The 23,045-nt window shown below is 65.0% G+C and carries 20 protein-coding genes, 1 pseudogene and 1 riboswitch; of the genes and pseudogenes, 6 read left to right on the top strand and 15 right to left on the bottom strand.

The annotated features are described in order from the left end of the window. The first annotated feature begins 209 nt into the window (after positions 1-209). From EN738_RS10605 to EN738_RS10595, 3 genes and pseudogenes are all read left to right on the top strand, one after another. On the top strand, positions 210-1,754 hold the full coding sequence (locus tag EN738_RS10605; protein ID WP_127283636.1) for a DegQ family serine endoprotease: 1,545 nt from the start codon (positions 210-212) through the stop codon (positions 1,752-1,754). Positions 1,755-1,876: 122 nt separating this feature from the next. Beyond that, positions 1,877-2,488 (top strand): annotated as a pseudogene (locus tag EN738_RS10600) (sulfite oxidase-like oxidoreductase). Further along, on the top strand, positions 2,485-3,231 hold the full coding sequence (locus EN738_RS10595) for a ferredoxin reductase (protein ID WP_127283635.1): 747 nt from the start codon (positions 2,485-2,487) through the stop codon (positions 3,229-3,231). Before EN738_RS10600 ends, EN738_RS10595 begins: the two are co-directional and overlap by 4 nt. Before the next feature lie 12 nt (positions 3,232-3,243). On the opposite strand, the gene EN738_RS10590 is transcribed toward EN738_RS10595, so the two are convergent. The 7 genes from EN738_RS10590 to EN738_RS10560 all read right to left on the bottom strand — a co-directional run bounded on the left by EN738_RS10590 (position 3,244) and on the right by EN738_RS10560 (position 10,226). Continuing rightward, on the bottom strand, positions 3,244-4,716 hold the full coding sequence (locus EN738_RS10590; protein ID WP_189605796.1) for a nucleotidyltransferase family protein: 1,473 nt from the start codon (positions 4,714-4,716) through the stop codon (positions 3,244-3,246). Beyond that, positions 4,716-5,393, bottom strand: coding sequence for a glycosyltransferase family A protein (locus tag EN738_RS10585; RefSeq protein WP_127283633.1), 678 nt, complete (start codon positions 5,391-5,393; stop codon positions 4,716-4,718). The genes EN738_RS10590 and EN738_RS10585 overlap by 1 nt, the downstream gene beginning before the upstream one ends. After that, positions 5,393-6,145 (bottom strand): glycosyltransferase family A protein, encoded by a 753-nt coding sequence (locus EN738_RS10580; RefSeq protein ID WP_127283632.1) that lies wholly within the window; start codon positions 6,143-6,145, stop codon positions 5,393-5,395. The genes EN738_RS10585 and EN738_RS10580 overlap by 1 nt, the downstream gene beginning before the upstream one ends. After that, the gene (locus EN738_RS10575; RefSeq protein WP_127283631.1) at positions 6,142-7,188 is read right to left on the bottom strand and encodes a serine kinase; all 1,047 of its coding nucleotides are present in this window, start codon (positions 7,186-7,188) and stop codon (positions 6,142-6,144) included. The genes EN738_RS10580 and EN738_RS10575 overlap by 4 nt, the downstream gene beginning before the upstream one ends. Before the next feature lie 36 nt (positions 7,189-7,224). Then, the gene (locus tag EN738_RS10570; RefSeq protein WP_127283630.1) at positions 7,225-7,653 is read right to left on the bottom strand and encodes a PqqD family peptide modification chaperone; all 429 of its coding nucleotides are present in this window, start codon (positions 7,651-7,653) and stop codon (positions 7,225-7,227) included. Between the two features lie 147 nt (positions 7,654-7,800). After that, positions 7,801-8,901 (bottom strand): hybrid-cluster NAD(P)-dependent oxidoreductase, encoded by a 1,101-nt coding sequence (locus EN738_RS10565; protein WP_127283637.1) that lies wholly within the window; start codon positions 8,899-8,901, stop codon positions 7,801-7,803. Between the two features lie 77 nt (positions 8,902-8,978). Continuing rightward, positions 8,979-10,226 (bottom strand): aromatic ring-hydroxylating dioxygenase subunit alpha, encoded by a 1,248-nt coding sequence (locus EN738_RS10560; RefSeq protein ID WP_127283629.1) that lies wholly within the window; start codon positions 10,224-10,226, stop codon positions 8,979-8,981. A gap of 121 nt (positions 10,227-10,347) precedes the next feature. Continuing rightward, a riboswitch (cobalamin riboswitch) is annotated at positions 10,348-10,551 on the bottom strand. A gap of 502 nt (positions 10,552-11,053) precedes the next feature. Between EN738_RS10560 and EN738_RS10555 the strand changes: the two genes are divergently transcribed. Next, positions 11,054-11,263: a DUF680 domain-containing protein gene (locus EN738_RS10555; protein ID WP_127283628.1), complete on the top strand. Its 210-nt coding sequence runs from the start codon at positions 11,054-11,056 to the stop codon at positions 11,261-11,263. 105 nt (positions 11,264-11,368) lie between these two features. Next, positions 11,369-11,608 carry a DUF680 domain-containing protein gene (locus tag EN738_RS10550; protein ID WP_127283627.1) on the top strand — a complete coding sequence of 80 codons (240 nt, stop codon included), beginning with the start codon at positions 11,369-11,371 and terminating at the stop codon, positions 11,606-11,608. Positions 11,609-11,700: 92 nt separating this feature from the next. Here EN738_RS10550 and ugpC read toward each other — a convergent pair whose 3' ends face one another. The 5 genes from ugpC to EN738_RS10525 all read right to left on the bottom strand — a co-directional run bounded on the left by ugpC (position 11,701) and on the right by EN738_RS10525 (position 18,338). Next, positions 11,701-12,813: a sn-glycerol-3-phosphate ABC transporter ATP-binding protein UgpC gene (gene ugpC, locus EN738_RS10545; RefSeq protein ID WP_127283626.1), complete on the bottom strand. Its 1,113-nt coding sequence runs from the start codon at positions 12,811-12,813 to the stop codon at positions 11,701-11,703. Between the two features lie 33 nt (positions 12,814-12,846). Further along, complete coding sequence (locus tag EN738_RS10540) at positions 12,847-14,511, bottom strand: alpha-glucosidase (RefSeq protein ID WP_127283625.1); 1,665 nt, start codon at positions 14,509-14,511, stop codon at positions 12,847-12,849. 4 nt (positions 14,512-14,515) lie between these two features. After that, positions 14,516-15,670: a carbohydrate ABC transporter permease gene (locus EN738_RS10535; protein WP_127283624.1), complete on the bottom strand. Its 1,155-nt coding sequence runs from the start codon at positions 15,668-15,670 to the stop codon at positions 14,516-14,518. Between the two features lies 1 nt (position 15,671). Beyond that, complete coding sequence (locus EN738_RS10530; RefSeq protein ID WP_127283623.1) at positions 15,672-16,685, bottom strand: sugar ABC transporter permease; 1,014 nt, start codon at positions 16,683-16,685, stop codon at positions 15,672-15,674. A 297-nt stretch (positions 16,686-16,982) separates the two neighbouring features. After that, positions 16,983-18,338 carry an ABC transporter substrate-binding protein gene (locus tag EN738_RS10525; protein ID WP_127283622.1) on the bottom strand — a complete coding sequence of 452 codons (1,356 nt, stop codon included), beginning with the start codon at positions 18,336-18,338 and terminating at the stop codon, positions 16,983-16,985. A 362-nt stretch (positions 18,339-18,700) separates the two neighbouring features. Here EN738_RS10525 and EN738_RS10520 point away from each other — a divergent pair, with 362 nt between their 5' ends. Then, positions 18,701-19,723: a substrate-binding domain-containing protein gene (locus tag EN738_RS10520; RefSeq protein ID WP_127283621.1), complete on the top strand. Its 1,023-nt coding sequence runs from the start codon at positions 18,701-18,703 to the stop codon at positions 19,721-19,723. Between the two features lie 21 nt (positions 19,724-19,744). Here the strand turns inward: EN738_RS10520 and EN738_RS10515 are convergent, their stop codons facing one another. The 3 genes from EN738_RS10515 to EN738_RS10500 all read right to left on the bottom strand — a co-directional run. After that, positions 19,745-20,575 (bottom strand): alpha/beta hydrolase, encoded by an 831-nt coding sequence (locus EN738_RS10515; RefSeq protein ID WP_127283620.1) that lies wholly within the window; start codon positions 20,573-20,575, stop codon positions 19,745-19,747. 416 nt (positions 20,576-20,991) lie between these two features. After that, complete coding sequence (locus tag EN738_RS10505) at positions 20,992-22,440, bottom strand: S8 family serine peptidase (protein ID WP_127283618.1); 1,449 nt, start codon at positions 22,438-22,440, stop codon at positions 20,992-20,994. Next, a partial coding sequence (locus EN738_RS10500) for an anti-sigma factor (protein ID WP_127283617.1) occupies positions 22,430-23,045 on the bottom strand: 616 nt, incomplete at its 5' end. The genes EN738_RS10505 and EN738_RS10500, both read right to left, overlap by 11 nt.

The following is a 23,045-nucleotide window of genomic DNA, read 5'->3' as shown; positions in this document are numbered from 1 at the left end:
GCTGCGTGAGGTCTCCCTGATATTAAATCTTCGTAAGGTCGCGCCAAAACCCTAATTCGGGCCGATCCACGCCCTAGATGGAGGCGGTCGATCCGGCCGGCTGCCATGCATGGCGAGACAGGCAGTGCCGGTCGCCGACACGCCGACGAGGCGCCTCGCTCGAGCCGCTCGCGGCGATGGGATCAACTCTCGCCCGGACAGAAACGACCATGTCACCCCAGAGCATAATTCGTAGACATCGCGTCGCGGCCCTGCTGGGCGCTGCGCTGATCATCTCCCCCTTCGTCGTGTCCTTCGCCCAAAGCGCGAGCGGCATCGGTGCGAGCAACACCGTCGCCACGACCCAGACCCCGGTTGCCGGAATCACGGCGCCCAACGGCTCGTTCGCGCCGATCGTGGCCGCCGACAAGCCGGCGGTGGTAACCGTCACCACCGTCATGAAAGCGCAGCCGGAGACGATGAGCGAGGACCAGCCCTTCGACGGCGGCTCGCCCTTCGACGACTATTTCCGCCAGTTCTTCGGCGACCAGGGCGTGCCGATGCCCAAGACGCCGCCGCAGCAGTCACAGCGCGCCGAGGCGCTGGGGTCGGGCTTCATCATCGGCGCCGACGGCACCATCGTCACCAACAACCATGTCATCGACGGCGCCACGTCGATCAAGGTGATACTGGATGACGGCACCGAGCTTCCCGCCAAGCTGGTCGGCCGCGACGCCAAGAACGACCTCGCCGTGCTCAAGGTCAAGGCCGCCAAGCCGCTGCCGACGGTCAAATGGGGCGATTCCGACAAGCTCATGCCGGGTGACCAGATCCTCGCCTTCGGCAACCCGTTCGGCATCGGCACCACGGTCACCGCCGGCATCGTCTCGGCGCGCGGCCGCGACCTCAACAGCGGTCCGTTCGACGATTTCATCCAGATCGATGCGCCGATCAACCACGGCAATTCCGGCGGCCCGCTGGTCGATGTCGGCGGCAATGTCGTCGGCATCAACACCGCCATCTTTTCGCCCAATGGCGGCAGCGTCGGCGTCGGCTTCGCCATTCCGTCCGACCAGGCGCAGAAGGTGGTCGCCAAGCTGATGAAGGGCGGCGACATCGAGTACGGCTATCTCGGCGTGCAGATCCAGCCGGTGACGCAGGACGTGGCGAGCGCCATGGGCCTCGACCATCCGGGCGGCGCGCTCGTCGCCGCGGTCACCGAAGGGTCGCCCGCGGCCAAGGCCGGCATTGCCACCGGCGACGTCATCACCGGCTTTGCCGGCGAGGCGATAAAGGATCCGAAGGACCTGTCACGTGCCGTCGCCGACGTCTCGCCCGGCGCCAAGGAAACGCTCGATGTCTGGCGCAACGGCAAGACCGTGCAGATTTCCGCCGATGTCGGCCGCAATGCGGAAGACACCAAGACCGCAGCCAATGGCGAGGGCGGCAAGCCGTCGGCCGGCGAAGGCCTGCGCGTGCCGTCTCTCGGCCTTGGCCTTACCGATATCACGCCCGATGTCCGTGAGGAGTTGAACCTGGCCGACAATCAGCGCGGCGCTTTGGTCGAGCGCGTCAATCCGGACAAGGCGGCTTCGGCCGCCGGCCTCGAGCCGGGCGATGTCATCGTCGCCGTCGACCGGACGCCGGTGAAGAGCGCCAGGCAGGCGAACCAGGCGATCGCAGAGGCCGGCAAGTCCGGCCGCAAGTCGGTGCTGCTGCTCGTCGACCGCGGCGACGCGCAGATCTTCGTCGCCGTGCCCTTCGCCGCCGGCTGAGCCCTGGCGTCGGCGACAGGCCAGCCACAAGGCCTGCCGCCGGCATTTTTCTGTTGCCCGCCGCGACATCTTCGAGAACATTGCGCTGGGCCGGCAGGCGGCCGGCGCAAAGGGATGTGCTGATGGTCACCCGTGGTTTCGGTTCCGGACGGCGTCCCCCCACGGACCATGACGCGCGCATCCCGCCGGGCCAGTATCTCCAGCAGGGCTTCCCGGTGCTGTCGGCCGGGCCGACGCCGCATGTGCGCACCGAGGACTGGTCGTTCACCCTCTAGCACGGCCCTCGCCCGATCAAGAAATGGAACTGGACCGAGTTCAACGCGCTGCCGCTGACCAGGATGACGCGGGACATCCATTGCGTGACCGCCTGGACCAAGTTCGACACCGCCTGGCAAGGCGTGCTGGTCGACGACATCCTCGCCGATGCCGGCATCGCGCCGCCGACCGCCTACACGCTGGCGCTGTCGTTCGACGGCTACACCACCAATGTGCCGGCCAAGGATCTGCTCGACGGCAAGGCGATGGTGGCGCTGCTCTACGAGGGCAAGCCGATCACGCCGGACCATGGCGGACCGGCGCGGCTCCTGGTGCCGCATCTCTATTTCTGGAAGTCGGCGAAATGGCTGAACGGGCTGCAGTTCACCGAGCGCGACGAGCCGGGCTTCTGGGAATTGCGCGGCTACCATATCTATGGCGACCCGTGGCGCGAGCAGCGCTATTCGGGCGATCCATGAGCGAGGCATCGGCCGCGCAATCGCCCTGGCAGACGGCGAAGATCATTCGCATCGAGAAACGCACGCCGCGTGTCACGAGCTTCTTCTTCAAGCTGTCTCGGCCTTTCGTCCACCAGGCCGGACAGCATGTCGACGTCAGGCTGACGGCGCCGGACGGCTATCAGGCGCGCCGCTCCTACTCCATCGCCTCGGCGCCGGAGAGCGGCGGGACGATCGAGCTGGCGATCGAGAGGCTCGAGGATGGCGAGGTGTCGCCCTTCTTCCACGAGGTGGCGGCGGTGGGCGACGAGATCGAATTGCGCGGGCCGCTCGGCGGCCATTTCATCTGGTCGGCCAGCGATGGCGGGCCGATCCTTTTGGTCGGCGGCGGCTCCGGCGTGGTGCCGCTGATGGCGATGGTGCGCCACCGCGCCCTGCAGAAATCGGCCGCGCCGGCGGCGCTCGTGTTTTCGGCGCGGGTCTGGGACGAGGTGATCTTCCGCGACGAGCTGATCCGCCTCGACGACCGGCGCGACGGTTTCGACCTTGTGCTGACGCTGACGCGCGAGCCGGCCCAGCGGCCGTCGGACTATTCCCGGCGCGTCGACGCGGCGATGATGGTGCAGGCCATGGAGCGGCTGCCCAAGGCGCCGACGCTCGCCTTCGTCTGCGGTTCGAATGCCTTCGTCTCGGCCGCCGCCCAGGCGCTGATCGATGCCGACATGCCGGCCGACCTCATCCGCACCGAGCGCTACGGGGTGTGAGAGCCCGGTGCCTCAGTCGGCGGGGGAGAATTTTGCCGAAATGAGCTGGAACGGCAGCGCGCCATAGGTGGCGACGGCCTGCTCGTTGTCCCAGACGCGGAACTGTCGCGACGGTCGCGCCTCGAGGACCAGACCCTGCACCGTCTGGTCGAGCTTCACCTTGCCGCGAAAGCGCAAGGTCCGTTCGCCACCGGCGCGGCTGATCGCCATCGAGCGCAACCGCGCGACGTGACGGTCGGCCGCATTGATCTCCATTTCGATACGCCGCCGCACCGGCGGCACGGCAATCCGCACGACGACGTCCAGCATCATTTCCCGCGCGGCGCCCGGCGGACCGGCTATGCCCTGCGAAAGCACGAAGGGAGCGGCCTCGGCGGTTTTTCCTGCTGTCGTGGCTTTGCCGCGCCAGACGACGTCGGGCTCTGCCTGCCGCAATCTTCCCTTCTTGCGCTGCAGCCGAAGCTGCTTGGCAAATCCGCGCGACAGCCAGGTCAGCCCGCCGAAGTCGGTGCGCGGCTTGGCCTGCAGGACGGACGACCAGCGCGACATACCGCGGCGGTCGGCCATCTCCATCACCCGTGCCAGCACTTCGTCCGGCACCGCAATGCCGATCTCCAGCGCGAGATAGGACAGCGCCACCGCGGCGGCGACCGCCAGACCGCGCCTGGCGGCAATGTCGAGGAACACGTCCCAGTCGACGTCGGCGCCCTCGATGGCCACCGCGCAGTCGACCAGCCAGTCGCTGTGGGTGTGGGCGTCGAGGCCGCCATGCGCGATGGCGAGCGCGATGCGGTCGGCGGGCGACGGCACCAGCACGGCGACGCCGCTGAACTCGGCCGGGACCGCCCGCCGCCAGATCGCGAGGTCGTCCTCGGCGCTCTGCTGCGAGCCGTCATAGGCGAGCTGGTGCAGGTCGATGTCGCCGTAATTGCCCTTGTAGAAATTCATCGAGCGCAGCGATGCAAGCCTGGTCCTGAGATATTGCGGGCTGACGCCAGTGGCGATCTGCCAGTCGCGGCCGCGCAGCACGTCGAAGGCAATTTCCATGTCCTGCGGGCGCACCAGTATGTCGATGTCGTGCGCCACGCGGCCACGCTGCGCCGAGACGTTGACGGCGATGCGGCTGGCGCCCTTGATCAGCATGACCGCGCAACCGGCATCGGCCATCGCCTTCAGCACTGGCTCGGCCTCGCGCATCGCCATGCGCGACTTGGTCCACAGCATCTTCTGCAGGCCGACGAGCCGCGGATAGGCGGCGTGGCCGGCGAGCCTGCGGCCGAACCGGTCGGAGATCGCCGCGAGCAGCCGATGCTCCCTGAAGGAGACGTGGTCGATGTCGTTGTCGTCAAGCCAGCCTGCGGCGCGATCGCGGGCGGCGTTCTCGTCGTGAAGCAGAGCCGCCTTGAGCAGCCGGTCGAGCCCTCCGGTGGGCCAGGACCAGCCATAGTCGGGAAAGCGGCGACCGACAGCGCGGATCCTGGCCATCAGCCGGAGCCCTGCTTGCTTTGCGCCCGGCGCAGCATCGCCGCTCGTACAACTTCCAGATAGCCGCGATCGCGCGCGGCATCGCGCCCATAGGACAGGCTGCCCGGCCTGATACGCCTGAGCGCCAGCACCTCATCCAGCATGTCGAGGGCGAAGCCCGCTTCGCGCACCCGGGCGATCCAGTCGATCATCTCGCCGCGGCCGCCCGGCGGGTCGACGATCGGCCCGACGGCGTCTGCGACCGAACGACGGATCACCATCGTCGTGCGCGACCAGCCAGGCGTCGCGGTCGGGTCGGGCAGATCGGGCTGGTCATGACGGAAATTGCGCTGATGGGTGAAGACGCCCGCAGTTTGCGGAGACCGTTCGAGATAGGCGAGCTGCGCCTCGATCTTGGTCGGCAGCCACAGATCGTCGGCGTCGAGCGTGGCGACAAACGGCGTCGACAGCGCCGCGATGCCTCGGGTGGTTGCGCTGCCTGGCCCGGCATTGTCCTGCCGCAACAGCTTGACCGGAAGATCGGCGCCGACGATCGCGGAAGCGAGGTCATCGGTCGACCCGTCGTCGACGATCACGACCAGTTCCGCCCGAACGGTCTGCGCCGCCACCGATCGCAGCGTCTCGGCTATTGTGGTGCTGGCATTGAAGGCCGGAATGACGACGCCATATCCGCTCATCACATGAACCGCCAGTCGGTCAGCTTGTCGAGTTCGAAGATGCCCTCGATCGGCCGCAGCGACGGGTTGGCCCTGCGCCGCTTCATCGATTTGTAGATGGCGCGCAGGAACTCGCGCGACTGGACATCTTCCTGCTTGGTCATGTTGCCGGGATGCCGGCGGTAATAGAGCGCCACCGTTTCCGGGAGCACATAACGGGGGCCAATCTCGAAGCCGCGAAGCAGATAGTCCGTGTCTTCGGCCTGGGCGAACTCCTCGTCGAACCAGCCAATGCGCTCGACCAGGCGGCGCGAGAAGATCGCCGAGGACAGGTGGATGCCGCGGACGGTGATGCGGTAGCTGTCCGCGGCCGGCTCCAGCCGCTCGTCATCGATGTTGTCGACCAGCATCATTCTCGAATAGCTGAGCTCAAGGCCGGGATCTTTCCGGAACAGCTCGACATCGGCCTCGAACCGCCCGGCCGGCGAGATGTCGTCGGAATCGAGGAAAGAGACCAGCTCGGTGTCCGGCTTGAGCAGCCTGAGCCCGGTGTTGCGGGCTCGGGTCACGCCCGCGTTCTGTTGCTGGAACAGGCGGATGCAGGGGCTCCCGCCAATCATCGAGCGCACGGCGTCGGCTGAACCGTCGGTCGAGCCGTCGTCGATGACGATGATGTCGAGATCGGCGGCGTCGCGTTGCCTGAGCAGCGAACGCAATGCCGGGACGACATAGCGCTCGCGGTTGTAGACCGGCATGATCACGCTCAGTTTCACGAAGCGCCCCGCGCTAGGAAATCCGCAACGGTGCCGGCGATCTCGCCGGGATCCGTGCCCAGGGACAGACGGTAGCACGGCAGCAGTCGCGTAAGATCGCTGAAGAAGCGAAAGCCGCTTTCCCGCTCGCCCGGCATCTGCGCGATCCCCGACGGCGCCAGCGCAATCATGGCGTCCCTGCGCGACATCGGCATGATCGAGCTTGCCCCACCAGCGCCGATATGTGGCACCATCAGCGCAACGATGTCCAGCGTGCCGGGGATCGGCCTGGAGGCGATATCCCCTATGTGGAAAACATGCTTGCCTTGCCAGTTGAGCGGCCTGTCGCTGCCCAGTCGGTCTTTCAGTCCGAGCCGGGCAAATCCCTTCGGGTCCTGCTTGAGCACCGAAAATAGCGGCCGGGCAGTCACACTGCTCGAAAGATCGACCAGCACATAGTCGTCGCCGACACTGTCGAGCCCGTTGAGCAGCCCGGCTACGACCGTGCCTGATTTTCCGGCGCCGCCCGCGCCGGCGAGCAGCACGCCGCTGCCGTCGGCACCGAGCGTGCCGGCATGGGCGAGCCGCATACCGCGCGCGCCGTATTCCCAGTGCAGGAAGGCGCGCAGCGGCGAACCCGTCTCCCACGGCGGAAAGGCATCCGCCGCTCGCATCAACTGCACGCCGACGCGCCGCTGCGGATCGTAGACCTTCCAGAAATCGAGATCGTGAAAGTAGTGGCCGCGCAAACCGGCGCCGGCGAGACGCTGCGCGAAACCGTGTTCGGTGAAATGCGCGTCCCCCCATCGTGCCGGCTCGGGCATGCCGCCAATGCCGGGATGGCCTACGAAAATGCGGCAAGCGGGCAATCCCGGTTGATCGTCCCCGGCCTCGACAAAGGCATGGCCAAGCGCTTCGGCCAGCGCGCCGGGCTCGAGATGCACGGTCAGTTCAAGGGCGGGCAGGCGGACTTTGCGCGTGACCGGAAAGAGCGCCGCGTCTTCGGCGGCCGCGATGAGATAGCGGGCGTAGTCCGGCAGTGTCTCAAGGGTCACACGCGGCATGGTCTATCCCGGCTCGGCCGACGTGCTGCCGATCTCTCAGGATGCCTGCTTGACCGCCGGCCAGCCGAGAGGCTCCTCGACCTCGTGGATCGGGTCGACGATGATGAGGTCGGCGAGATCGTCGTGGACGCTCACATTGAGCGGCTCGTTTGCCGCCGCAAGTTCGGCAGCCAGTTCGTCCGGCAGCGGCTGCGCCGTGCCATCGGAAGGCACCAGCAGTCCGAGCTCGACCAATTGCGCAATGAAGGCGTCAAGCCCGGTCGCGCCGATAGCCGCTGCGCCGGCTATCGATCCGGCCAGCGCCTGCGCACCGACGCCCGAAGACAGCGCCTGCCAGACCCGGCTGCCCGAATCGGAGAAGCCGAAATATTTCCCGCTCGCCAGATCAAGCACGACAGCTTCGCCGTCGAAGGATTCGAAAACGATATCCTTGCTCGCGACTGCGTAGACATTGGCTTGCGGCATTGCTCTGCCCCACTTCATAACTCGCGCAAGCAACCGCCTTTGCGGCGGCCGCTCTCCCCGAGGAAGGCCTGTAAACACTCGGTTCTGGCTTGGCAAGACGACGGACACGGCAGGCCGCTTGCCATTTTTGGGGTCGACGCGGCGGAATCAGGCCTCGATTTCCAGCCGCGTCAGCGGCCTCGAGCAGCAGGCAAGGATGAAGCCGTCGTCGATCTCGTGATCGAGAATGCCGCCATTGTGGCTCATCGCGACCTCGCCAGAGACCTTCCTGACCTTGCAGGTGCCGCAGAGGCCGAACTCGCAGGCGGCCGGGATCCTGACGCCAGAGGCGCGCGCCGTCTGCAGCACGGTCTGTCCGGCAAGGCATTCGGCGTCGACGTCGGAAAGCGAGAAGCGCACCGGCGTCGCGGCCTCGACGGGGGTCTCGACGCCGCCGTCGCCCGGCAGCGCGAACGGCGCCGGCACTTCCTCCACCGCCGGCGCGGCAAAGCTTTCCTGGTGATACTTGGCCATGTCGAAGCCCGCCGCCTCCAACATCTGCCGCACCGCGCGCATGAACGGGTCGGGGCCGCAGCAGAATATCTCGCGCTCGCGGAAGTCGGGAGCGAGCAGCGGCAGGCGAATGGCGTCGATGCGGCCCATATGACCGAACCAGCCCTCGCGGCTGGAGCGTTCCTCGATCATGAAGCCGAGCGACAGGCCGGGCATGCGGCTGCCCAGCAATTCAAGCTCCTTGCGGAAGATGATCTCGTCCGCCCTGCGCGCGCAGTTGACGAAGCCGACATCGGTCCAGGGCGCGCAGTCGTTCAGCCAGCGCAGCATCGACATCATCGGTGTTACGCCGGAGCCGGCCGAGATGAACAGGTACTTGGCCGCCGGATGGCTGTGCAGCGAGAAATCGCCGGCCGGGCCATAGGCCTTCACATGGGCGCCGGGCTTGAGATTGTCGAACATCCAGCGCGTGCCGATGCTGCCGGCCTGCGCCTTCACCGTCACCGCGATCGAGAACGGCCGCGAGGGCGATGAGGACAGCGTGTAGGTGCGCATCAGCGGTCCGTCGGCGGTCGGCAGTTCCAGCGTCACGAACTGGCCGGGCTTGTAGCGGAACCAGGTCTGGTTGTCGGAGCGGAAGGTGAAGGTCTTGACGTCCGGCGCCTCGTCGCTGACGCCGATCACCTCCAGCACCTGCAGCCGGTCGTTCCAGGGCGCCATCTCGTCGAGATGGCGATAGAGGGCGAGATCCGTCATCGCGTTCATCCCTTGGTCCTTTTCATTCTGCACATGTCGTGATCCCAAAACCGCTCAACACTTTTGGGCGCCATGTGCTAGGCAACGCTGCGCAGCGCCGGCCGGCCGCCTTCGGCAAGGCGCGGGCCCATGAAGGAGGCGTACCATTCGACGAACTGGATGACGCCGCCCTCATGCTGCTCCGAATAGGGGCCGGGCTCATAGGCCGGCGAGAGGATGCCGAAAGCGTTTTCCTCGACGATGCGGCGATCCTGGTCGTTGGTCTCGGTCCAGACATGGGTGAGTTCGGCAAGATCGTAATCGACGCCTTCCACCGCATCCTTGTGGACCAGCCATTTCGTCGTCACCGCGGTTTCGGTGGCGCTGATCGGCAGCACCCGGAAGGTGACGGCATGGTCGATCAGGATATGGTTCCAGGTGGTCGGATAGTGATAGTGCATCAACGTGCCGATGCGGTCCGCCGAGACGCTCGTGGAAAGGTTCTTCCTCACCGCGCGCTTGCCGCTCATCGTGTAGCTGACGGCGTCGCGCAAGAGCGGCGCGCGGGTGGCGCGATACTGTCCCGCCGGGTCGATGCGGAACTTGCTCGGCAGGCCCGCCGCCTCGCATTTCGCCCAATGCGCCTGCATCTCGGGATCGCTTTCGGCACCATGCACGCCGGTCACGGTCGGCGCCTCGGGGAAGGTCTTGCAGAGTTCGGGATGGTTGCCGGCGCAGTGATAGCACTCGCGGTTGTTTTCCCAGACCAGCTTCCAGTTGCCCTTCTCGACGATGGTCGATTCGAAAGCGACCTTCGCCTCAGTCAATCGATGCGGCAGGAGATAGGGTTCGATCATGGCGCGCATCGGCGCGAAATCGGCTGGCTCTTTCGCCAGGCAGATGAAGATGTAGCCGCCGACGCTCTCGCAGGCGACCGGCTTCAGGCCGAACTGGCTCTTGTCGAAACCATCCGCCATCTGGCGGGCGAACAGCAGCCTGCCGTCGAGCTCGTAGGTCCATTGATGATAGGGGCAGACGAGCTTCGCCGCGGTGCCCTTCTCGGCGTTGCAGACGCGGCTGCCGCGATGGCGGCAGGAGTTATGGAAGGCATTGACCCTGCCTTGCTGGTCGCGAACCAGAACCACCGGATAGTCGCCGACCTGCGCGGTGATGTAGCTGCCCGGCTTCGGCAATTCGCAATCGTGGCCGATGAACAGCCAGTCGCGGTACCAGATCAGCTCCATGTCGAGCTTGAAATAGTCCGGGTCGGTATAGAAGGGCTGTTCCAGCGAAAAGCCCGGCCTGCGGCCGTGCAGCAGCCTCAGCATGTCGTTGCGCGCATCCATGTCCTGTCCTCGCGTTTGTCGCACCGCTTCAAGGACTGAACTGGTGGTGATTGAGAAGAACGACCGCCGCCGGCATGGCCGGGCACGCACCATCCGCCTCTTGACCGCCCACCGCGATCAGCCGAGTTCAAGTATCCCTGGCTGGTTTCCGGGCTCTGGAGTGCCCTGACGGGCGGTCGCGGCACCTTCCCAGGCCGATGGCCCAGTGGTCTCCCGTCGCGACTTTGAACTCCACCACCGTTGCGGGGGCAGCGCCGGGTTCTGACCGGCTTCCCAATTCTCCGTCCCGTCGTCACGGGGCAGCACCTGAGATAATCTGATCTTAATCACGACAGCCGCCGCGCCATCGGCATGAAAACGACATCGCATCCATGCGGCGCGACACGACCCATGATGCTTGATATTGGCCCTGCAAGGCGACCGATGTCACACGCTGCCGGCATGCGAATCGAGGCGGAGAAAACCGTGTTCCCTGGGCGGTTCTGAATTGGTTAACAGTATAGAAAAGTGACTATTAGGAGATCCTAAAATCGAACCGAACGGTTCGTTTCTGTTGACAATGCGTGCAGGACGGTGTGAACGCAGATCTTCGGAATCGTCACTTGGCCCGATGGGCGATTCAAACAACCACTTGATATTGCTTCGTAATTCATTGCGTGTAGATGGCCTTGGTACAATTTCAAGGTGCAGATTCATAGGCCAGACGGAAAAACTTCGTGATTGGAAAGCGGCCGATGGCTCTCCCACATCGGGGCTGTCCGAACGACGCGATTTCCTCCCAAGACACGCCGCTAGACGGACGGAAAAAATATACTGGAGTACCAAAAATGAAAAAGATTGCTCTTACTGCCGCCGCCCTTCTGGCCATTTCCGGCAGCGCCTTTGCTGGTGGCAGCGACAATTACGGTTCCAACGGTGCCAATCAGCCCGCTGCTGCCGTCGACAGCTCGTACACGGCATCGATCAAGAAGTCGGAACCGGCCGCCGAGCAGCCCGCCAACCAGGGCAGCGACCGTAACCTCTTCGGCAACAACTAAACCGACCGGACCGCGATCCCGGACCTCCGGTTCGGGTCGTGGCCAAACGGAAGCCGGACGCGGCGGCTGGCCCGCCGCTCCGACGCAAATCCAGGAGTACCCAAAATGAAGAAGATTGCTCTTACTGCCGCCGCACTTTTGATCGCCGCCGGTAGCGCCTATGCCCGCAACGACAATGTCGGCGGGACCGACATCAACAGTCAGCGGCCGGCCGCCAACGTCGACACCACGCAGACGTCGTCGACGCGCGACACCAGCTCGCCGGTCTACAAGCTGCTGAACTCGTCGGGCGACGTAGAGAAGTCCGCGCCTCAGGGCAGCGACCGCAACCTGTTTGGCCGCTAACAGCCGGTCCATCCCGGATCGGGATATGGATCGGGCCATAATGCCAAGAGCGGCGGGCACAGCCCGCCGCTCTTTTTTGTCTCACGTGAAGGTCAGGCCGCCTTGGCTTCCGCCATATGCAGCGTGAAGGAGTGGCCGTCGGCATCGAAGATGTGCAGGTCGCCGGGATCGGCGTTGAGCCGCAGCACAGCGCCGCGCTTGACCTCGACATTGCCCGGCAGTTTCGTCACCAGCGGCAGGTCGGCGCGGCCGATGTCGACATAGACGAGCTGGACCTCGCCGAGCTGCTCGACATAATCCACCGTTCCCTCGAACAGATACTCGGTGCCGGTGGCGATCGCCAGGTCTTCCGGCCGCACGCCGAAACTCACCGCCGCACCATTCGCCGCGGCGGGTGTGGCGATCGGCACCGTCGCCTTGCGGCCGCCGACATGGCTGATGACGGTCGGGTCGCCGGCCTTTTCGATCTTGGCCGGCAGGATGTTCATGGCCGGCGAGCCGATGAACTGGGCAACGAACAGATTGCCGGGCCGCTTGTAGAGCTCCATCGGCGTGCCGACCTGCTCGATGCGGCCTTCCTTCAGCACCACGATGCGATCGGCCAGCGTCATCGCCTCGACCTGGTCGTGGGTGACATAGATCATCGTCGTGTTCGGCATCGATTCCTTGAGCTTGGCGATCTCGATGCGGGTGGCGACGCGAAGTGCCGCGTCGAGGTTGGACAGCGGCTCGTCGAACAGGAACACCTTCGGGTTGCGCACGATGGCGCGGCCGATGGCGACGCGCTGGCGCTGGCCGCCCGACATCGCCTTGGGCAGCCGGTCGAGATATTTGGTCAATTGCAGGATCTCGGCCGCCTGCCGCACCCGCTTGTCGATCTCGGCCTTGCTTTCCTTGCCGATCTTCATCGAGAAGGCCATGTTGTCGTAGACGGTCATGTGCGGATAGAGCGCGTAGGACTGGAACACCATGGCGATGCCGCGCTTCGACGGCGGCACGTCGTTCACGACGTCGCCGGCGATCTTGAGTTCGCCCGAGGTGATCTCCTCCAGCCCGGCGATGGACCTCAGCAAGGTCGACTTGCCGCAGCCGGACGGGCCGACGAAGACGATGAACTCGCCCGACTTAATGTCGAGGTCGATGCCGTGCAGGATGTTGAGATTGCCGTACGACTTCTTGACTTGCCTCAGCGTGACATCGGCCATGATTGTCCTCCCAGTGACGTCCGTTTCAAAAACTCAGTCGATGCGCCCGAACCAGGCGCCGTAGCCGCCAAGGCGGATGGAGCCGGCGCCAGCTTGGCCCGAAAAGCCGTGCCCGGGCAAGGGCTGCAGCGAGCCGCCGCCGAGATCGACCTCGGCCGGCTTGCTGCCCAGGTTGAAGACGCAGGCGACACGCTCATTGCCCTCGCGGCGGGTGAAGGCGACGGTGTCGCCCGCGCTTTCGATGAAGTCGATGTCGCCCTTGGCCAGCGCCGGATGCTGGCGGCGGAAGGCGAGGAAGCGCCGGTAGTGCTCGAGCAGCGAGCTTGCATCGCCCTGTTGCACGTTCACCGCCTGCAAAAGATGCTTGCCGGGCACCGGCAGCCACGGCTTGGCCGCCGAGAAGCCGCCATTCTTGGCGGCGGCATCCCACACCATCGGCGTGCGGCAGCCGTCGCGCCCCTTGAATTCGGGCCAGAAGCGGATGCCGTAGGGGTCCTGCAGGTCCTCGAAGCTGAGATCCGCCTCGCCGAGGCCGAGCTCCTCGCCCTGATAGAGGCAGACCGAGCCGCGCAGCGACATCAGCAGCGCCGAGATCACCTTGAGATAGGCGGTCGGATCGGCCTCGCTGGCGGCCCAGCGCGAGGCCGGCCGCATCACGTCGTGATTGGAGAAGGCCCAGCACGACCAGCCGTCGCTGGCGACCTTGCCGAAGGCTTCCAGCACCGTGCGCACCTTGGCGGCGCTGATCTTCTCGGGCGCCAGGAAGTCGAAGGAATAGCACATGTGGACGCGCTTGCCGCCGGCGGTGTAGGCGGCCACCACTTCCAGGCCGCGCTGCGAATCGCCGACTTCGCCGACCGCTGCCTGCGCCGGATATTCGTCGAGCAGGGCGCGGAAGCGTTCGAGGAAGCCGAGGTTCTCCGGCCGGCTCTTGTCGTAGATATGGTCCTGGTAGTTGTAGGGGTTGACGGCCGGAGCCGTCTGGTCGTTGCGCTCCTCGGGCGGCAGCGGCGGATTGTTCTCCAGCCCCTGGCTGTGGAAATAGAAATTGATCGTGTCGAGGCGGAAGCCGTCGACACCGCGCTCCAGCCAGAAACGGGTGACGTCGAGCAGCGCGTCCTGGACCTCCGCGTTGTGGAAGTTGAGGTCGGGCTGCTCGGCGAGGAAATTGTGCAGGTAGTATTGCTGGCGGCTGGTGTCCCATTGCCAGGCCGAGCCGCCGAAGATCGACAGCCAGTTGTTGGGAGGCGTGCCGTCCGGCCGGGCGTCGGCCCACACATACCAGTCGGCCTTCGGATTGCTGCGACTCGAACGGCTTTCCTTGAACCAGGGATGGATGTCGGCGGTATGCGACAGCACCTCGTCGATCATCACCTTGAGGCCAAGCCGATGCGCTTCCGCCACCAGCGCATCGAAATCGGCGAGCGTGCCGAACATCGGGTCGACGTCGCAATAGTCCGATACATCGTAGCCGAAGTCCTTCATCGGCGACTTGAAGAAGGGCGAGATCCAGATGGCGTCGACGCCGAGCGAGGCGATGTAGGGCAGCCTGCGGACAATGCCCTTGAGGTCGCCTATGCCGTCATCGTTGGAGTCCTGATAGGAGCGTGGATAGATCTGGTAGATCACCGCGCCCCGCCACCAGTCGCGATCGACGGCGGGGTCGGGCCTCGACGTCGCCTTCAAAGCCGATTGCATTATCTCAACCTCCTTTCACCGAGCCGGCAAGCAGCCCGCGTACGAAATAGCGCTGCAGCGAGAAGAACACGATCAGCGGCACGATGATGGTCACGAACGCCGATGTCGTGAGGATCTCCCAGTCGCCGCCGCGCGAGCCGAGCAGCGCGTTCAGCTTGGCGGTCAGCACGATCTGGTCGGCCTCTGTACCGAGGAAAACCATCGCCACCAACAGATCGTTCCATACCCACAGGAATTGGAAGATGGCGAAGGAGGCGAGCACCGGGAAGGACAGCGGCAGCACGATCTTGACAAAGATCTCGAAATCGCTGGCGCCGTCGATGCGCGCCGATTCCATGATCTCGCGCGGCAGCCCGGCAATGTAGCTCCTCAGCAGATAGATGGCGAAGGGCAGACCGAAGCCGGTATGCGCAAGCCAGATACCGAGATAGGTCTTCGACGGCACGCCGAAGAACGAACCGACGCCGTTGTAGAGCTTGAGCAACGGGATCAGCGACATCTGCAGCGGCACGACGAGCAGGCCGATGATCACCGCGATCAGCAGGGCCCGGCCGGGAAAGCGCATCCAGGCCAGCGCGTAGGCGGCAAAGGCGGCGATCAGGATCGGGATCACGGTCGCCGGGATGGTGACGGTCAGCGAGTTCATGAAGGAGCGGCCGATGCCCTCCGAAAACAGCACCGTCTTGTAGTTGTCGGTGGTGAATTTCGGCGGCGCCGACGAGGCAAAGTAGACGCGCTGGCCGCGGTCGCCCTCGAAAGCCTTGGGCGAGGCAAGCACGAAGCTGCCGTCGGCATTGACCTGCAGGGTCACGCCGTCGCCGAGATCGGCGGTCGAGCCGGCCGGGTATTGCGTGGGCGCCGCCGACTTGACGCCGAAGGCGCTGATATCACGCTTGGCGCCGTCGCCGAAAATGTTGCCCGCGATGACGAACTTGCCATCCTTCTCGACCTGCGCCGAAGCGGCTGGCAGCCGGCCGGCTCCGGTCTGGCTGGAGCTGGCGAACGAGTTCCACCAGCCGGAGGCGATGATCTGGTCCTTGTCGCGCAGCGAGGAGACCAGGATGCCGAGCGTCGGGACGGTCCAGATGGCGACGAAGATCAGCACCGCGATGTGGACGCCGAAACGGCTGGCGAAGGACTTTCCGGTCGAGGCGGCCATTTCAGTGTCCTCCCGTCTCTTTGTTGGCCTGGCGGATGTTCCAGACCATGATCGGGATGACCGCGATCATGATGATGATGGCGATCGTTGCGCCGCGACCGAAATCGCCGCCGCCGCGGAACATCCAGTCGAACATCAGATTGGCCAACACCTGGCTGTTCCACTGGCCGTTGGTCATGGTCAGCACGATGTCGAAGACCTTCAGCACCAGGATGGTGATGGTGGTCCAGACCACGGCGATGGTGCCCCAGATCTGCGGCACCATGATCTTCCAGAAGATCTGGAACGGGTTGGCGCCGTCGATCACCGCGGCCTCGATCGTCTCCTCGGGAATGCCGCGCAGCGCCGACGACAGGATCACCATGGCAAAGCCGGTCTGGATCCAGATCAGGATGACCATCAGGAAGAAATTGTTCCAGAACGGCAGCGATATCCAGACCTGCGGCTGGCCGCCGAAATACTGGATGATGGCGTTGAGCAGGCCGATCTGGACCTGGCCCTCGCCGCGATATTCGTAGATGAATTTCCAGATCACGCTGGCGCCGACGAAGGAAATCGCCAGCGGCAGGAAGATCAGGCTCTTGGCGATGGTGCCCCACCAGATCTTGTCGGTGAGCACGGCTATGATCAGGCCGAGGAACGTGCAGGCCGCCGGCACCACCGCCAGCCAGACGATGTTGTTGAGGATCGAGTTGCGGAACTCGCGGTCGCCGAACGCCCATTCGTAGTTGGCGAAGCCGACGAAGCTCGCCCCGCCGCGGTCGAGGAAGGACAGCCTCAGCGTCTCGACCACCGGATAGATCAGATAGATGGTGAGGATGATCATGGCCGGGCCGACGAACAGCCAGGGACGGATCAGGCCCTGCCGGCGCAGATTGTCGACGGCGGCTGAGCCGCTGACGCCGCGCGAGGGGAAGATGGTGTCGAGCGCCTTGTTGGCACCCCAGAAATAGGCGACGCAGCCGCCGACGCCGACGATGATGACGAATATGGCCGAGAAAATCTGAGCCGCCATGGGTCCCTCTCCCCTGCGCAGGATCGGCCAGGCCTGAAACGACCCTGGCGATCAGTTCGTGCGCTGTTCTCGTTGTTGGAGCGCGAACGGGACATGAAAGCGGACTGTCCGCTTCCGCCGGCCGCGCCGCATGCCGGAATGTCTACGCTTTCACGACTGGGCTTTCACGACTGGAACCTGGTCCATCCCGGCCCTACCGGGATGAGATGCTGTGATGGGCCAGCCGGATCCGGGCGCGAAAGGCCCGGATCCGCTTGGGAGGAGGAAGCAAGAGCTTCCGGCCGCGGGAACGATCGCCTACTTGATTGCGTCCCAGCTCTTCTGGATGTCGGTGGCGACATCCTGGGCGGACTTGCCGCCGACGAGGTCGATCATGCCGGTCCAGAAGGAGCCGGCGCCGATCTTGCCCGGCATCAGGTCGGAACCGTCGAAGCGGAAGGTCGAGGCGTTGGCGAGGATCTCGCCCTGCTTCTTCAGCGCGTCGCTGGCATAGGCGTCCTTGTTGACCGCCTTGAATGGCGTCACGAAACCGCCCTGGGCCATCCAGATCTCATGCGCCAGCGGCATCTTCAGGAATTCGATGAAGGCGCGGGCCGCTTTCGAATCCTTGGTGATCATGGCCAGCGTGCCGGCGCCGAGCACCGGGGTGCCAAGGTCGGGCTTCGAGGCATAGGGCGGGAAGTAGAAGAAGTCGGCATCCTGGCCGAGCTTCGTGCCCTCCGGGAAGAAGGTCGGGATGAACGAGGCCTGATGGTGCAGGTAGCACTTCGGCGGCACTGCGAAGAGGCCCTTCGGGCTGTCGCGGAAGTCGGTCGCGGCAACCGCCTTGGCGCCGCCGTCGACCATCTTGTCGTCGGTCGCGATCTTGCCGAAGATGTCGATGGCGTTGACCACGGCCGGATCGTTGAACGGGATCTCGTTCTTCACCCACTTGTCGTAGACATCGGGGGTCTGCGTGCGCAGCATGATGTCCTCGACCCAGTCGGTCGCCGGCCAGCCGGTGGCGCCGCCGGAGCCGAGACCGATGCACCACGGCTTGCCGCCGTCGGCGATGATCTTCTTTTCGAGCTCGGCCAATTCTTCCTGCGTCTTCGGGACCTTGTAGCCGGCTTCCTCGAAATTATCCGGCGAGTACCAGACCAGCGACTTCACATCCGCCTTGTACGGGAAGGCGAAGAAGCCCGGCTTGCCGTCCTTGTCCTTGAAGGTGCCGAGGTCGACCCAGGACTGGCCGGCGCCGTAATTGTCCTTGACCCATTTGGCGGTGTCGTCGCCAAGCGGCGTCAAAAGGCCCTTGGAAGCCAGGTCCTGAATCAGGCCCGGCTGCGGCAGCACGGCGATGTTGGGCGGGCTGCCGGCCTGGGTGTCGATGACGATTTGCTGTTCGTAATTCTCCGACGAGGAGTACTTGATCTCGACGCCGGTCGCTTCCTGGAAGTATTCGAGAACGGTGCGCACAAGGCCTTCGTCCTCGCCGCGCCATGGCCCGAAGATGGTCAGCGTCTCGCCCTTGAGGTCGACCTTCTTGAGATCCTCGTAGTTCTGCCAGTTGAAGCGCGGGTCCTCGCCCGGCTTGAACTTCAGTTCGGCTTGCGCCGGCAGGCTCAAGGCGAGCGTAGCGAACGCGGCGCCCAGCAGAAGCATCTTCTTCATCGGTATTCCTCCCAGTGGTCACAAACAATCGGACGGAACCTCCATTCCGTCCGCCGACGCCGCAGGACTGTGACTCAGTCAGAAAGGAACCGCAACCTTTCGAAGAGTCTTCCAAAGCGCTTTGGTCGTTTTGATCTCGCCATTGAATCGAGCGGGAGTCAAGAGGGGCAGAAGGCTAATCGATTTAATTTCTGCAAATAGGTGCGTAGAAAGTGCGCTGCAGCACGTTTTTTTGGCGCTGCAGCAGCAAATTTTGCTTCAAACCCATCTGAACGATGCTTATGGTCGACCCGTTCGACGTCACCAGCGTTGGTTGTCGTTTTGACTCAAATTAAAAGCGCTTTGAGGCTTGGAGGCCTCCGGTGAACCTTAAACAGCTCGCTCACATGCTGGCGCTTTCGCAGACCACGGTGAGCCGGGCGCTGAACGGCTACCCCGAGGTCAACGAGGAAACGCGGCGGCGGGTGATGGACGCGGCCAAGCGCCATGGCTACCGCCCCAACCCGAGCGCGCGCCGGCTGGCGACCGGCAAGACCGGGATGATCGGCTATGTGCTGCCGACCGGCGCCGCCGTCGACATCGATCCGCACTTCGTCGAGTTCCTGTCCGGCCTCGGCGACTATGCCCGCTCGCACGAGCTCGACCTGGTGCTGTCGCCGGCGGACGCCGACGACCAGGAGACCACCTACCGGCGCATCGTCGCCAACCGGCAGGTCGACGCGGTCTACATCTCCTCGCCGCGGCCGGCTGACCGGCGGGTGGCGCTGCTCAACACGCTCGGCATTCCCTTCATCGTCCATGGCCGCAGCGAGGGCTTCGACTTCGACTATGCCTTCCTCGACATCGATAACGAGGGCGCCTTCCACGAGGCGGCGCGGCTGCTGATCCAGCTCGGCCACAGGCGGCTGGCGCTGATCAACGGCGACGACCGCGAGACTTTCGCCATCCATCGCGAGCGCGGCATGCGCCGCGCACTCGCCACGACTGGCCTCGTGCTTGGCGAGCGCCATATCTGTTCGCTCACCATGACCGAGGAGAACGGCTACCGCGCCGCCAGGCGCCTGCTCGAGCAGAGCGAGCCGCCGACGGCGATCGCCTGCTCCAGCCTGATCATGTCGCTCGGCGTGGTGCGCGCGGTGCGCGACCTTGGCCTGACCATTCCGGGCGACCTCTCCCTGATCGCGCATGACGACGTCTTTCCCTGGCTGAAGCCGGAGAATTTCCCGGTGCCGCTGTCGACGACGCGCTCGTCGATCCGCCTCGCCGGCGCCCGCGTCGCCGAACGCCTGGCTGCGCGCATATCGGGACTGGAAGAGGGCGCCCGCGGCGAGGTCTGGCCGGTCGATCTGGTGGTGCGGGGGTCGGTGGCCGGGGCGCCTACGTAGGATCAAACTCAACCATGCGGATCAGCCTTCGGGTTCGCGTGACAAGAACCTGTTCAGCCGCCCCAGCACCAGATCCGGCGCTTCGAGCTGAGGAAGATGGCCGACGCCGGGCAGTGTTTCGAACGATGCCTGCTGGATGAGTGCGTGAAGCGCTTTGCCTCGCTCCAGCGGAATCCATGGATCGTCCTCGCCCCAGATGATCTCTACCGGACAGCGTATATCTTTGAACATCGGCTCGACCTCGGCGGTGTATCTTTCATCGGCTTGCGCGAATTGCCGACAGAAGCTCACCCTTCCCTCCTCGGACAGCCACGGCTCCACAAGCTTGTCGAAATCTCCAGGATCGATCTCATTGACGATCGCTCCCTTGACGTAAGCCGCCACGACGGCTTCATGGATGTGCGCCGGCAAGCCCAGGAAGGCATCCACGTGACGGCCGACATGGTCGAAGAACTCCGATCCCCAGGGGCGCATGGCGACGACATTCATCAAAACGTAGCGGTCGAAATCACAGCCGTGCAGCAGATGCGCCCGCAACGTCGTCGCGCCTCCCATGTCGTGGGCAACAACCATGGGCCGCTGGAGGCGCCAATGGGCAAGCATCTCTGCAAAGACCTTGCCTTGCACATCGAGCGAGGTGCGCTGGTCCGCGGCTTTGTCGGATCGCCCGTATCCGGGCATGTCGTACCAATGGACATGGTATCGCCGCGCCAGGGCCGGAATGATCCGGTGCCATGAGAACGAGGACCACGGCCAGCCATGGGCAAGCACGAGCGATGGCCCGTTGCCAGCCCGACCCGCCGCCACCGCGCCCGCAGACGTTTGCGCGGTTTCATCCAGTTTCCACGACATCGAGATTCTCCAAGCACTCCGGACACCGCGGCGAGGTCTGGCCGGTGGATCTGGTGGTGCGGGGTTCTGTGTCCGGGGCGCCGGGGTAGAAGGCCCAGAGCAATAGAGTTGAACCTACCGCGGACGGCCGCAACTAGTCGTCCGATCGCCGTTGCGCCAACTTAATCTGATAGACGCTTCTCGGATGCCTCCTCCGTCGCCATATGTTGAGAGTATAAATTAGAGTAATGTATCCAACTACTGCGATGAGGGTCCATGAAATACCAAGTGCGTCGGTCGAAATAATAATAGCTATAGATGCGACTCCGAACACGATGTAATATAAAACCGATGACCAGAAGTATATCTCCATTTGAGAGCTTCTCATTTATCGAACCTTCAGGAATTTCGATTCACATTCGCATACTGGCGACGGACTATTCCTTCGCCGTCTCGGCCGCCTTGGTATCCAGCAGCCCATAGCCGAAATCATTGTCTCGCCCTTTCGGGCCGAGATCCTTGGCGGTGGCGGCGAGCGCCTTCTCGATGTCGTCGGCCGAGCGGTCCGGCGCGGCGTGGATCAAATTGGCGATGGCGCCGCTGACGATCGCGGCGGCGAAGGAGGTGCCGGTCACCACGTCCGAGCCGGCGCCGCTCGGCGCCACCACCTCGACGCCGGGAGCGGAGATGAAGACATAGGCGCCGCGATTGGCCTGCGGCATCAGCCCGTCCTTGGCGTCGGTGGCGGTCACCGCGATGACGCCGTCGAAGGCGGCCGGGTAGCCATAGGGAGCCTTCGGGCCGTTGTTGCCGGCGGCGGCGACCAGGACGATGCCCAGCGCGCGGGCATTGCGGCAGGCAATGCCGAGCAGGTCGTTCTTCGGGCCGACGAAGCTCATATTGATGATGCGCACATCCTGCTCTGCCGCCCAGTCGAGCGCCGACAGGATGACGTCCATGGTCGACTTGCCGCCCTCGAAGGCGCGGGCATGGTAGATCTTCGCGCCAGGCGCCATGCCCTTGAGCGCGCCGACGCCGGCGATCAGGCCATCGATCGAGGTGCCGTGGTCGCGCTTTTCGACCGCCACGGCGGGCATGGCGTCGAACTGGTCGGCGATGACGCCCGACAGCGCCGGGTTGGTGTCGTCGATGCCGGTGTCGATGACGGCGACGCGGACATTCTCGCCGCTCGCCTGGTCAGCATCGAGCGCGATGCGGTCGAAGGCATAGTTGACGATGCCGGCCGCCTGCTGCAGCGAATAGACATGGTTGGGCTCGCGGCGCCTGGTGCGGCCGTCGGCGGCCAGTTGCGCCAGCACGACGCCGACCGGGCGGCCGTCGGGAATGCCGAAGCGCGCCAGCGTGGTGCCGAGCAGGCGCGACTGCCGCTCGGAGCGCACTTCGAGCCCGAAGGAAGCGGCGATCTGCTGCACGGTGGCGGCATCGCCGTCGACCGTCACCAGCACCTCGTCCGGCACGAAATCGCCGACGATGGCGCGCTGCGGCTCGGTGGCGATGAGGTCGGTCGGCGAAATGATCGGACCGCCAAGCGCCGGCGCTTGCACGGGCGGCGCGGGCTGGGCCGGCGGCGGCAGCGAGCTGGCCGGATCGCGACGCGGATCGGGCGTCGGCACCGGCGTCGCGCCGCCGGGAGGATTGGGGAACAGGTCGACGATCAGGGCAGGCAGAAAGACGGCGCCTGCAGGGCCGGCACCAGGCGTACCGCCGCCATCATCCTTGGCGCAGTCGGCGCCGGCGGCGTTTGTCCCGTCGGGACACCCGGTCTTGGCCGGCGGCTGGTCCTCGCTCTGGGCAAAAACGGGCATGGCGGCGATTGTCATCGCCGCCAGCAGGAACCCAAACGCGATGACCGGTTTAGCCGCCACTGGCCGGTTTCCTTCCCTCGATCACAGCATCGGCGAAAGGCTGGGCGGCAATAAGGCCGAGCAGCTTCTTGTAATCGTCTCCGGTCTCGGCCGGGATGGCGATGCGGAAGACGCCGTCGGCGGTCGGCCCGCCGGCGATTTTCAGCCTGTTCCGATCGAGGAAGGCGGCGATATCAGCCATCTTCGCCTCCGGCTTGAACTTGACCAGCGCGAACGGCAGCTTCGCCAGCTCGTCCTCGGCGCCGGCGATCTCGAAATCGTTGCCCTTGCCGCCGGGCTCACCGAAGGATTGCACCACCACCAGCGCCAGCAGGGCCGCCGCAGCCGCCCAGGCGACGGTGGCGGGCACCGCCATGAAGCGATTGAGGGCCTGCGTGAGCCATGACGGGCTGGCCGGCGCACGCGCCGGACCGGCCTCGGCTTCGAGGGCGCGGGCGAAGCGGCTCAGCGCATCGGCCGGCGGGCGGATCGCCTCGTTGGCGGCGGCGGTGCCGGAGAATTCGGCCTCGGCCTCGCCGAGCGCGGCAAGTGCGGCCGGATCGTTCGCCAGCCATTCCTCGACGGCTTCCAGCTCGGCGCCTTCCAGCGAGCCGTTCAGGTAGAAC

It is taken from the genome of Mesorhizobium sp. M4B.F.Ca.ET.017.02.2.1, from assembly GCF_003998955.1.
In the GTDB taxonomy this organism is placed as follows: domain Bacteria; phylum Pseudomonadota; class Alphaproteobacteria; order Rhizobiales; family Rhizobiaceae; genus Mesorhizobium; species Mesorhizobium abyssinicae.
This window is presented reverse-complemented; position numbering and strand designations above follow the sequence as displayed.

Coding starts and splice junctions, on each gene's coding strand:
- EN738_RS10605 (WP_127283636.1), top strand. CDS start 210: ATGTCACCCCAGAGCATAATTCGTAGACATCGCGTCGCGGCCCTGCTG.
- EN738_RS10560 (WP_127283629.1), bottom strand. CDS start 10,226: ATGGATGCGCGCAACGACATGCTGAGGCTGCTGCACGGCCGCAGGCCG.
- EN738_RS10595 (WP_127283635.1), top strand. CDS start 2,485: ATGAGCGAGGCATCGGCCGCGCAATCGCCCTGGCAGACGGCGAAGATC.
- EN738_RS10515 (WP_127283620.1), bottom strand. CDS start 20,575: ATGTCGTGGAAACTGGATGAAACCGCGCAAACGTCTGCGGGCGCGGTG.
- EN738_RS10555 (WP_127283628.1), top strand. CDS start 11,054: ATGAAAAAGATTGCTCTTACTGCCGCCGCCCTTCTGGCCATTTCCGGC.
- EN738_RS10525 (WP_127283622.1), bottom strand. CDS start 18,338: ATGAAGAAGATGCTTCTGCTGGGCGCCGCGTTCGCTACGCTCGCCTTG.
- ugpC (WP_127283626.1), bottom strand. CDS start 12,813: ATGGCCGATGTCACGCTGAGGCAAGTCAAGAAGTCGTACGGCAATCTC.
- EN738_RS10565 (WP_127283637.1), bottom strand. CDS start 8,901: ATGACGGATCTCGCCCTCTATCGCCATCTCGACGAGATGGCGCCCTGG.
- EN738_RS10550 (WP_127283627.1), top strand. CDS start 11,369: ATGAAGAAGATTGCTCTTACTGCCGCCGCACTTTTGATCGCCGCCGGT.
- EN738_RS10530 (WP_127283623.1), bottom strand. CDS start 16,685: ATGGCGGCTCAGATTTTCTCGGCCATATTCGTCATCATCGTCGGCGTC.
- EN738_RS10535 (WP_127283624.1), bottom strand. CDS start 15,670: ATGGCCGCCTCGACCGGAAAGTCCTTCGCCAGCCGTTTCGGCGTCCAC.
- EN738_RS10540 (WP_127283625.1), bottom strand. CDS start 14,511: ATGCAATCGGCTTTGAAGGCGACGTCGAGGCCCGACCCCGCCGTCGAT.
- EN738_RS10570 (WP_127283630.1), bottom strand. CDS start 7,653: ATGCCGCAAGCCAATGTCTACGCAGTCGCGAGCAAGGATATCGTTTTC.
- EN738_RS10585 (WP_127283633.1), bottom strand. CDS start 5,393: ATGAGCGGATATGGCGTCGTCATTCCGGCCTTCAATGCCAGCACCACA.
- EN738_RS10575 (WP_127283631.1), bottom strand. CDS start 7,188: ATGCCGCGTGTGACCCTTGAGACACTGCCGGACTACGCCCGCTATCTC.
- EN738_RS10590 (WP_189605796.1), bottom strand. CDS start 4,716: ATGGCCAGGATCCGCGCTGTCGGTCGCCGCTTTCCCGACTATGGCTGG.